Origin of the sequence: Natronococcus sp. (assembly GCF_047921035.1) — an archaeon.
Lineage (GTDB): Archaea > Halobacteriota > Halobacteria > Halobacteriales > Natrialbaceae > Natronococcus.
In genome coordinates, this window is record NZ_JBLRWX010000113.1 from 1 (window position 1) to 9,510 (window position 9,510).

Genomic DNA, 9,510 nt, shown 5'->3' on the forward strand with positions numbered 1-9,510 from the left:
TTAGGGGAGATGTACGAGGAGGCCCTGGCCGACCACGACGCGATGACCGTCGGTGAGACGGTCGGGATGGAGGCCGAAGACGCCGCGGCGTACGTCGGCGACGATCGGGCGCTCAACATGGCGATCCACTTCGAGCACATGAACGTCGACCGCGGCGAGGGCGGGAAGTACGATCCCATCGACCTCGATCTGGTCGAACTCAAGGGGATCGTCACCCGCTGGCAGAACGCCCTGGCCGAGAAGGGGTGGAACTGCCTGTACTTCAGCAACCACGACCAGCCCCGCACCGTCTCCCGGTTCGGCGACGACGGCGAGTACCGCGAGGAGTCCGCCAAGATGCTCGCGACGGTGCTGTGTACCCTCCGGGGGACGCCGTTTCTCTACCAGGGCCAGGAGATCGGAATGACGAATACGAGCTTCGAGGGCCCCGCCGACGTCGAGGACGTCTGGGCCCGAAACTTCCTCGAGGAGGCCCTCGAGAGCGATCGGTACGACTCCTTCGAGGAGGTCCGTCCGGTGCTCGAGGAGTGCTCGCGGGACAACGCCCGGACCCCGATGCAGTGGGCCGACGACGACCGCGCCGGCTTCACCGACGGCGAGCCCTGGATCGGCGTCACCGACAACTACGACGAGATCAACGTCGAGGCCGCCCGCGCGGACCCTGACTCGATCTGGCACTACTACCGCGAGCTGTTCGAACTCCGCGAGGAACACGAGACGCTCGTCTACGGGGAGTACGAACTCCTGTGTGCCGACCATCCCGAGGTGTTCGCCTACGAGCGCAGCCTCGAGGGCGAGCGGCTGCTCGTCGTCTGTAACTTCTTCGACGAGCGACCGGAGATCGAACTCGACCTCGAGGCGACCGGGGCCGACCGGCTGTTCGGCAACTACGCGGAGGGGCCGACGCTCGACGACTCGATCCGGCTGCGGCCGTACGAGGCCGCCGTCTACCGACTCTCGTAGCCCCGTTTTGCGGTCGTCGGCTCCGATCGCGCCCGACGGATCGCCTGGACCGCGCGCTCGCCGACGTGTTTCGCGTCCTCGAGCGAGAGGTCCCGGTGGATCGGGAGACAGACGTGTCGGCCCATCGCCGCGGTGCCCTCGGGCGCGACCCCGTCGGTGTCGTACCGATCGGTGACGAACGGCTGGCGGTGTAGCGGGGGATCGTACGCCCAGTCGATCGTGATCCCCTCGGCCTCGAGAAGCTCCCGAACGCGGGTCCGGTCGCAGCCGGACTCGAGCGCGACCGGGTAGCGCCAGTAGCTCGAGCGGACGGTCGGCGGCGGCGAGATCGGCTCGGCGATCCCCTGCTCGGCGAGTTCCGAGAGCCGATCGTCGTAGATCCGGGCGAGCTCGTTACGGGAGGCGACGAACGCCTCGACGTGCTCGAGCTGGCTCCGCCCGAGGACGGCCGCGAACTCGGAGAGACGGTAGTTGCTCCCGAGCTCCGTGAACCGGGAGTCGCCGCTTTCGGGATCGAGCCCCCGGTTGCGGATCGTCGCCACCCGTCGCGCGAGGGACGCGTCGTCGGTGAGCACCATCCCGCCCTCTCCGGTCGTCAGCACCTTCGTCGCGTAGAAGGAGAAACACGCCGCGTGGCCGATGCTGCCGGCCGGCTGCCCGTCGATCGTCGCGCCGTGTGCGTGCGAGCAGTCCTCGATCAGGACGGCGTCGTGGGCCTCGCAGAGCTCCCGGAGCTCGGCCGTCCGCTCGCAGACGTTGCCCGCGAAGTGGACGGCGACCACGGCCGCGGTGTCGTCGCCGATCAGCTCGGCGACGGACTCGAGCGAGATATTGTGATCGTCGGGCTCGATGTCGGCGAACCGGGGCTCGTAGCCCGCGGTCAGCACCGACGAGGCGTTCGCGGCGAACGTCTGGATCGGGACGATCACCTCCCCGCCGCGCCCCTCGAGCGCGCGAAACACCGTCTCGAGGGCGGATGTACACGAGTTGGTCACGATCCCGTGCTCGCGGCCGACGTAGTCGGCGAACTCCCGCTCGAACGCTCGGCAGTGCTCGCCCATCGTCAGCCGCGCGTCGCCGTCGAGCATCCGCTCGAACTCGGTCAGCACCCGGTCTTTCCCCGGAAACGAGCCGCCCGTCGCGATCGGGTACTCGTCGGTCACGGTCGATCACCCGGTCGGTTCGTCCTCGCGTTCGATTCCCACCGTCCGTCCGTCCACCCGGCTACGCGCATAATTGCCGGTGACACTCTCGGTAGTATAAGTATAGGCCGGAGAACGGTCTCTAGACGGCGCTTTCTCGAGGGGCGGTTCCGGGAGTCACGTCGGATGGGACGCTTTCGATGGCCGAGAGCGACGTCGTGTCGGTCGTCGACCGCGACCGTCGCGGTACGGAGACGCTACCGGTCCGCCTCAGACCGACTCGCGAAGCGCCCAGACGTCGCGGGTCGGCTCGAGCCGGTGTGGTTCGCGACCGCGCTCGGTGAGGATCCCGACGTGGTACAGCATCGTCTTCAACTGGAACACCGTCGGGGCGTGGTAGGTCGCGCCGTCCTCGAGGGCCTCCCGGCGGAGCTCGCCCTCCGTCGTCAGCGCACGGTCTCGAACCCTCCGGTCGCCCCGGACGAACAGCTCTACGGCGAACGTCGGGTGCAGCTCGTGGAGGTAGGTGACGAACTCGACGAGCGACGGCTCGCGGTTGCCGTCCCGGTGGAGCCCTTGGAGTTCGGTCACGAGCAGCTCGGTCGCGGGGTAGTCGAAGACGACCCGACGAGCGAGTTGTCCCCAGGACGGCGCCAGGTCGACGAACCGCTTCCGGGAGCGGTACCACTCCTCGAACTCCTCGAGGGCGCCCTCGACCGTCCCGTAGTTGCGCTTCGCGAACCGGACGACCTCCTCGCCGAGCGACGTCAGTTCGGTCCCGCCCGGCGCCGCCTCGATCAGTCCGAGGAACGCGGCGCCCCGTCGGGCGTCGTCGACAGCGCCGACCACGTCGTACGTCGCCAGCAGCGTCTCGGTGTCGCCGTCGGCGTAGTGGGCCAGCGGATACCCCAGATAGTTCTTCGGGTGGTTCAGGCCGAACGACTGGTCCGCGACGCCCTGCGCGCTCGCCTGGAACCGGATCGCCGTCGCCTCGGTCGTCGTCTTGCTCCCGACCACGCGCGGCACCTCGAGCGGCGCCACCCCGCCGTCGGGCTCGACCGCGAGGACGCCGACGTTCAGCTCCCGCGCCAGCGTTCGGTCGGTCTCGGAGACGGCGGCCGCGGGCGCGGCGAGGTAGGCCGCGTTGGCCTCCCCGAGGCGGTCGTACGCCTGGACGATCCCGCGCTGGGTGTCGACACCGCCGCTCGCGTACCCTTTGGCCTCCACGGCGACCAGCGGCGGCTCGTCGCCGAGGCGGTCGACGGCCACGAGCTCCGGCTCGAGGCGTCCGACGCCGACGAGATCCGGGTAGCCGCCGCCGATCCGGACGTGGTTGAACGGCGCCAGCCGGTCGCGAACGTCGGGATCGACGGCTCGTCCGGGGAGCCACTCCTCGCGGGCGAACTGCGTGTCCGCGACCGCGTAGGCGGGCCCGTCCCCGTTCGGAAAGAGTCGACCCTTGGCGCCGGCCAGCACCTCGGGCTCGGTCAGCGACCGCGCGCTCATGGTTCGGAATCGGCCGTCGGCACCAAGAGCGTTCCGGCGTCGAGACTGTCGGCTCGAGCGACACGGCGAGTGTCGGATCGCGCTCTCACGGACCCGACCGGGTCCGGTGTCCCTCCTCGAGGGACGGCGACTGTCGGTCCACGGCTACCGCCCGGCCTCGAACTCGAGGGCGCTCGCGATCCCGCCGCCTAACCCAGCCGTCCCGAGAAGTGTCAGCGCGAGTCCCAGCATCCAGCCCACCGCCCCCGACTCGAGGAGCGCGAGCAGCCAGAGCCCGGCGACGAGGGCGAGCCCGCCGGCGACGATCAGTCCGACGAATCGCTCCATACCGACCGATCGGGCGCCCGGATCAAGTATCTCGGGCCCGTCGGCCGAGAAGCTAAGTGATCCGACCTCGAAGATTTTCGATAGGATGACCGAACCGACGCTCGTCTTCGACGACGACTGCGGTTTCTGTACGTGGTGGGCGGAGTTCTTCGACGACCGGACCGACGTCCGCGTCGTCGGCTTCACCGGCCTCACCCCGGAGCTGCGCGAGCGGCTGCCCGAGGACTACGAGGAGTGTTCGCACCTGGTGACCGACGACGCGGTCTACTCCTGTGGCGCCTCGCTCGAGGAAGGGCTCGCTCGCGTCGACGACGCCGGGGTCGTGCGAGAGACCGTCGGGTTCCTGCGGAACTTCGAGGACTACGAGCGCCTCCGAGAGGGTGGGTACCGACGGGTAGCCGACAACCGCGACTTCTGGGGGCAGTACCTCTCGAAGACCCCGCCGGTCCGACGGGAGGAGTAAGCGCCGTCGCGCTCGATCGGTCGTTCGACGTTACGCGCCCGACCGCGGGCTACGACGAAACCTCGTTCTCCGGCGTGCGTTCGCCCGAGCGCTCGGCTCGCCAGCTGGACGTCCGCGCTCGTCCCAGCGACCGAAGGACGGCGGCGACCGCCACGAGGTACGCGCCGCTACCGATCAACAGGGCGGTCAGGCTCGGAAGCTCGATCATCGGCGAGCGGTCTCCGCCGGTGCGGCGGCGAGCTGCGGTCGGCGGTCGACGACGTCGTGGACCGCCCGGTCGTCCTCGCCCTCCGCGAGGACGTAGTCGACGTCGCGCTCGAGGTGGTAGTACGTCGTCGTCTCGTCGAACGACATCCGTCGACTCGGCTCGGAGCGCACGCACCGAATCCACTCGCCGTTGTCCCGATCCAGCACCGTCAGTTCGTCGACCGTAATCTCTCGCCCGTCAGTCAGGCCGACCGTGATCTCTCCGCTCATATCCACATCGATGGAAGTCACGGACATTGTTATGTAGTTGTTTCCGGACGTTAGTCGGTAGTTACCGGTTCGTTCTTCGGACCGTGCGGGTTCCTCTCACGGATCCTTCCGGATAAATATCTCACTAACCCGAGTGGTTGGGTTCCGAGCGCTTCGGACGATTCGGCCGGTCCGACCCCTTCGAAGCGGGCGTTCGTTCTACGACCGGAACCGCCGAACGCGCAGTTCCTCGAGCGAGACCGGACCGACGTAGGTGCCGACCCGTTCCCGGTGCCACCAGTCGCCCGTCTCGGCGCGCTCCTCGGGGGTCGTAAACCGGTAGCGATAGCGGAGCACGCGGATCCGCTCGGGGGAGTCGTCGGTCCCTTCGAAAGGGTCCTCGGCCAGCAGCGAGCGCGTGGGTTCGTCCTCCTCGAGCAGCCGCCCGAGGAGTCGCAGCACCCACGGGCTGCGACGCGGGGTCGGCGACATGGCCGCGAACCAGAGCTGCCAGTCCAGCCGCAGGTGGGAGGGAGCGATCTGGGGCGGTCGCCGACCGGGATCGGTCGGCTTCCCCTCGAACCGGTAGGTTTCCCACTCCGTATCCTCGGTGACCCGCTCGTCGGCCGTCCCCTGAATCACGAGTTCGTAGCGATCCCGGGTGACCGAGCCGAACGCGCCGTAGGTGTTGACCAGATGGAGCGGGTCGAACGCGGTGTTCATCGCCTGCCGTTCCGAGAGCATGTTCCGGATCGGGTAGAAACTCAGTGCGAGGACGACCACGGCGACGAGGACGGCCGCTGCCTCGAGGTAGAGCGGCGTCGCAGTCGTCGCCGGCGCCGTCACCGGGAGCAGCGTCTCGAGGATCCCGTCGCTGAAGGTCGAAATCGCCAGTACGATCGTCAAGGCGTTCAGCCAGGCGAAGTTGCCGGTGACCATCAGCCAGCCCTGGAACCCGATCGTCGCCGCGCCGGCCAGCGCCGCGGCCGGCTGAGGAGCGAAGTAGAGAAACGGCACCGCGAGCTCGAGGACGTGATTGCCGAGCGTCTCGAGGCGGTGGAACAGCTTCGAGCGATGGTGGGCGAACCAGCTCACGGGGTTGGGGATCGGCTGGGTCTCGTAGTGGTAGTCCATACAGGAGAGGTCGCGCCAGCAGTCGTCGCCGCGGATCTTGATCAGCCCGGCACCGAACATGTTGCGAAAGAGCACCCACTGGAGCAGGAGGAAGACGACCGCCGGCGGCGAGGTCGAGCCGGCGCCCAGAAAGATCGCCAGGAACCCCGTCTCGAGCAGCATCGACTCCCAGCCGTAGCCGTAGAAGAGCTGACCAGCGTTGACGAAGGAGAGGTACAGCAGCCACAGCGTCGCCCACAGCGCCATCGAGGCGGGCGTCGCGTACCCGTCGGGAAGCTGGTACGGGACGGCGAACAGCGCCAGCGCGGAGAGGCCGACCCCGGTCCAGGCGGCGATCCCGATCGCGCGGTCGCTGGAGACGAAATAAAAGAGGCTGGGTCGCTCCCGGAACTCGACGCCCTCGACGTACCACTCGAGGGGGAACAGGCCGTTCTCGCCGGCCAGCGGCCGGAACTGGACGGCGGCGACGAGAAAGGCGAGCAGGTACAGCAGGGCCAGCCCGCGCTGGAAGAGAAAGCGCACGAGCCAGAACTCCTCGCCGTGGAACACGTTCCGCCCTGAACGCACGAACGGGCAAAGGAATACCGCCGGAACGGGCCGGCCTACTGCGACGGGAGCCGAACGTGCTCGAACCAGAACGTCTCGAGGCTCTCGATCATCGAGACGAGGTCGTCGGGTGCGATCGGCTTCGTGAGGGAGGCGTTGGCGGCGGCGCGGTAGCAGCTCTCGACGTCCTCGTCGGCGTTCGAACTCGAGAGGACGATCACCGGGAGCCGCCGAAGCGTCGTCGAGGATCGGATCCGCTCGAGGACGGTCTCCCCGCTGGTGTCTGGTAGGTTCAGGTCCAGGAGGACGAGGTCGGGAATCGAGCCCTCGTCGCCCCGTCGCTCGAGAACCGCCAGCGCCCCCTCGCCGACGGTGTCGACGACGTCGATCGCCCGGAGATCCGGGTGCGAGACCGCGTCCGGGTCGAACGACTCGACGTCCGGATCGCGCAGCCAGAAGTAGGGGATCGTCTCCCCGTTCGTCGGCACGACCCGATCGAGTTCGACCGTCGCGTCGGGGAGTTCCTCGAGCACGCACGCCAGCGGAAACCGCTTCCCCGGGACGTCGAACGCGGCCTCGATCGCCATAATTTCCCGTCAATTTCGATGTAGTAATGACTAGGGTTTGCAGGAGAAGCGCCGAATCCGAAACGGTCGATCCGGCGAGAGAGCGTCATCCGCGGCCGACTCGGTCGCTCGCTCGGCGACCCCGAGCCGGGCTACGGCTCGAGCCGAACCTCGATCAGCGAAAGCTCGTCCGACGGAACGGTTTCCCGGAACGCACGACCGATTTCGTCCCAGCTCTCGGGACGGCGGGCCTCGATCCCGAAGCTCTCGGCGAACGCGACCAGATCCGGGTTCGAGAGCGCGGTGCCGGTGTACTCGCCGCGGTGTTCGAGCTGTTTCTCCGAGATGAGCCCGTAGTCGTCGTCGACGAAGACGACGATCGTAAACTCGCAGTCGAGTCTGCTCGCGGTCTCGATCTCGGCGGCGTTCATCAGGAACCCGCCGTCGCCAGTGGCCGCGACGACGTTCGCGTCGGTCGCGAGATCCGCCGCGAGCGCGCCCGGGACGGCGATCCCCATGCTCGCCAGCCCGTTCGAGATCACGCAGGTGTTCGGTTCGTAGGTCGGGTACGACTGCGCGATGGCCATCTTGTGGCTGCCGACGTCGGAGACGAGGACGTCCTCGTCGGCCGTCGCCTCCCGGAGCAAGGGGAGGGCGTTGCGGACCGAGATCGGATCCGCGTCCTCGGGCGCTCGAGTGGTCGCCTCGAGAATTCGATCGTGGGCGTCGCGACACCACAGCGAACACGACTCCGGGGGGAGCCGGTCGCCGATCGCGTCCAGGGCCGCGCCGACGTCGGCGACGACCTCGACGTCGGGGTTGTAGTGGCGGTAGACCTCCGCGGGCTCGTGGTCGACGTGGACGATCCGCTTCTCGCAGTCCGGGTTCCACCCCTCGGGGTCGTGTTCGGCGATGTCGTAGCCGACCGCGATCACGCAGTCGGCCCGCTCGATCGATCGCGCGGCCTCGTCGTCGGGCCCGGAGTCGAGGGTCAGCAGCGAGGCGGGCTCGCGGTCGGAGATCGCACCCTTCCCCATGTAGGTCGCGACGACGGGCAGCTCGAGTCGGTCGACGAGCCCGCGGATGCCGTCCGCCGCCGGAGTGCGGACCGCGCCGTTGCCCGCCAGCAGGAGCGGCCGCTCGGCGTCCTCGAGCAGCGTCGCGGCCCGCTCGACCGACGCCTCGTCGGGATCGGGACGGCGAACCGGATCGCGGACGGGGATCGGCTCCGCGTCGATTTCCTCGCTCGCGACGTCCTCGGGGAACTCGAGGTGGGTGGCGCCGGGTTTCTCGAGTTCGGCGAGCTTGAACGCCTTGCGGACCGACTCGGGGACGATCTCGGGTTCGGCGATCTGGGCGTTCCACTCGACGATCGGTTCGAAGACGTCGACGACGTCGAGCGCCTGGTGGCTCTCCTTGTGGAGCCGTTCTCGCCCGCCCTGACCGGTGATCGCGACGACGGGGCTCTTGTCGAGCTGGGCGTCGGCGACGCCCGTGATGAGGTTCGTCGCGCCGGGCCCCAGCGTCGAGAGACAGACGCCGGCGTCGCCGGTGAGCCGCCCGTAGACGTCGGCCATGAACGCCGCGCCCTGCTCGTGGCGGGTCGGGACGAACTCGATCGAGGAGTCGCGAAGCGAGAAGAGCAGGTCCTCGACCTCCTCGCCCGGGAGCCCGAAGACGTACTCGACGTCCTCGGCCTCGAGGCAGTCGACGAGTAGATCGGATGCTGTTGGCACGGCTCACTCGACTCGCCCGGGACGCATGAGTCTGGTACCTTCGTGGGACGGCCTACTCCGTGTCGGGAACGCCGTCGTCCGCGCCGGCCGACTGGACCCAGACGGTCTTACGGTTGACGAACTCGTGGATCCCTTCCTCGGCGAGCTCGCGGCCGTACCCCGAGGCCTTCACGCCGCCGAAGGGCAGGCGCGGGTCGGACTTGACGAGCTCGTTGACGAACACGCAGCCGGCCTCGACCTCGCGGGCGAGTCGCTCCCCGCGGTCGAGGTCCTCGGTCCAGACCGAGCCGCCGAGCCCGTAGCGGGTGTCGTTGGCGAGCTCGATCGCCTCGCCCTCGTCGTCGACCCGGAAGACGGCCGCGGCCGGGCCGAACACCTCCTCGTCGGCGGCGGGGCTGTCCCGCGGGGGCGCCGAGAGCACCGTCGGCGGGTAGTAGTACCCCTCCCGCTCGAGGGGCTCGCCGCCGCACTCGAGGGTCGCACCCGCCTCGACGCTCGCCTCGACCTGCTCGTGGAGGTCCTCCATGAGGTCCTCGCGGGCCTGGGCGCCGACGCGAGCGTGGGCGCCCTTGCCATCGCCACCATCGCGCCCAACGAGACCGACCCCTACAGCCACTACGCGCTCGTGGGCACCGGCATCGCGGCATCGCTCGACCTTGCCCCGGTCGTGT

The 9,510-nt window shown here is 68.9% G+C and carries 11 protein-coding genes; 2 read left to right on the forward strand and 9 right to left on the reverse strand.

Annotation, left to right across the window (positions count from 1 at the left end; translation table 11 throughout):
* Nucleotides 1–963 (forward strand): alpha-amylase family glycosyl hydrolase (locus ACNA7R_RS17350; RefSeq protein WP_416284785.1); only part of this gene is annotated, 963 nt, incomplete at its 5' end.
* Here ACNA7R_RS17350 and ACNA7R_RS17355 read toward each other — a convergent pair.
* The 3 genes from ACNA7R_RS17355 to ACNA7R_RS17365 form a co-directional block, all read right to left on the reverse strand.
* Complete coding sequence (locus ACNA7R_RS17355) at nucleotides 948–2,126, reverse strand: DegT/DnrJ/EryC1/StrS family aminotransferase (RefSeq protein ID WP_416284786.1); 1,179 nt, start codon at nucleotides 2,124–2,126, stop codon at nucleotides 948–950. The genes ACNA7R_RS17350 and ACNA7R_RS17355 overlap by 16 nt on opposite strands.
* A 249-nt stretch (nucleotides 2,127–2,375) precedes the next feature.
* Nucleotides 2,376–3,611 (reverse strand): hypothetical protein, encoded by a 1,236-nt coding sequence (locus tag ACNA7R_RS17360; protein WP_416284787.1) that lies wholly within the window; start codon nucleotides 3,609–3,611, stop codon nucleotides 2,376–2,378.
* Between the two features lie 144 nt (nucleotides 3,612–3,755).
* Nucleotides 3,756–3,938, reverse strand: a complete 183-nt coding sequence (locus ACNA7R_RS17365; protein WP_416284788.1) for a hypothetical protein — start codon at nucleotides 3,936–3,938, stop codon at nucleotides 3,756–3,758.
* An 85-nt stretch (nucleotides 3,939–4,023) separates the two neighbouring features.
* Between ACNA7R_RS17365 and ACNA7R_RS17370 the strand changes: the two genes are divergently transcribed.
* Nucleotides 4,024–4,401, forward strand: coding sequence for a DCC1-like thiol-disulfide oxidoreductase family protein (locus ACNA7R_RS17370; RefSeq protein ID WP_416284789.1), 378 nt, complete (start codon nucleotides 4,024–4,026; stop codon nucleotides 4,399–4,401).
* A 49-nt stretch (nucleotides 4,402–4,450) separates the two neighbouring features.
* On the opposite strand, the gene ACNA7R_RS17375 is transcribed toward ACNA7R_RS17370, so the two are convergent.
* The 6 genes from ACNA7R_RS17375 to ACNA7R_RS17400 form a co-directional block, all read right to left on the reverse strand.
* Nucleotides 4,451–4,609, reverse strand: a complete 159-nt coding sequence (locus tag ACNA7R_RS17375; protein ID WP_416284790.1) for a hypothetical protein — start codon at nucleotides 4,607–4,609, stop codon at nucleotides 4,451–4,453.
* On the reverse strand, nucleotides 4,606–4,878 hold the full coding sequence (locus ACNA7R_RS17380) for a hypothetical protein (protein ID WP_416284791.1): 273 nt from the start codon (nucleotides 4,876–4,878) through the stop codon (nucleotides 4,606–4,608). The genes ACNA7R_RS17375 and ACNA7R_RS17380 overlap by 4 nt, the downstream gene beginning before the upstream one ends.
* Nucleotides 4,879–5,076: 198 nt before the next feature.
* Nucleotides 5,077–6,540, reverse strand: a complete 1,464-nt coding sequence (locus ACNA7R_RS17385) for a lipase maturation factor family protein (protein ID WP_416284792.1) — start codon at nucleotides 6,538–6,540, stop codon at nucleotides 5,077–5,079.
* A gap of 53 nt (nucleotides 6,541–6,593) precedes the next feature.
* Nucleotides 6,594–7,124: a response regulator gene (locus tag ACNA7R_RS17390; RefSeq protein ID WP_416284793.1), complete on the reverse strand. Its 531-nt coding sequence runs from the start codon at nucleotides 7,122–7,124 to the stop codon at nucleotides 6,594–6,596.
* Between the two features lie 131 nt (nucleotides 7,125–7,255).
* Nucleotides 7,256–8,839, reverse strand: a complete 1,584-nt coding sequence (locus tag ACNA7R_RS17395) for an acetolactate synthase large subunit (protein WP_416284794.1) — start codon at nucleotides 8,837–8,839, stop codon at nucleotides 7,256–7,258.
* Nucleotides 8,840–8,891: 52 nt separating this feature from the next.
* Nucleotides 8,892–9,510: aldehyde dehydrogenase family protein (locus tag ACNA7R_RS17400; RefSeq protein WP_416284795.1), on the reverse strand; the 619-nt coding region annotated here is incomplete at its 5' end.

Bases quoted from the DNA above. Each gene is read 5' to 3' on its own strand.
- ACNA7R_RS17360 (WP_416284787.1), bottom strand. From the start codon at position 3,611: ATGAGCGCGCGGTCGCTGACCGAGCCCGAGGTGCTGGCCGGCGCCAAG.
- ACNA7R_RS17365 (WP_416284788.1), bottom strand. From the start codon at position 3,938: ATGGAGCGATTCGTCGGACTGATCGTCGCCGGCGGGCTCGCCCTCGTC.
- ACNA7R_RS17370 (WP_416284789.1), top strand. From the start codon at position 4,024: ATGACCGAACCGACGCTCGTCTTCGACGACGACTGCGGTTTCTGTACG.
- ACNA7R_RS17375 (WP_416284790.1), bottom strand. From the start codon at position 4,609: ATGATCGAGCTTCCGAGCCTGACCGCCCTGTTGATCGGTAGCGGCGCG.
- ACNA7R_RS17380 (WP_416284791.1), bottom strand. From the start codon at position 4,878: ATGAGCGGAGAGATCACGGTCGGCCTGACTGACGGGCGAGAGATTACG.
- ACNA7R_RS17390 (WP_416284793.1), bottom strand. From the start codon at position 7,124: ATGGCGATCGAGGCCGCGTTCGACGTCCCGGGGAAGCGGTTTCCGCTG.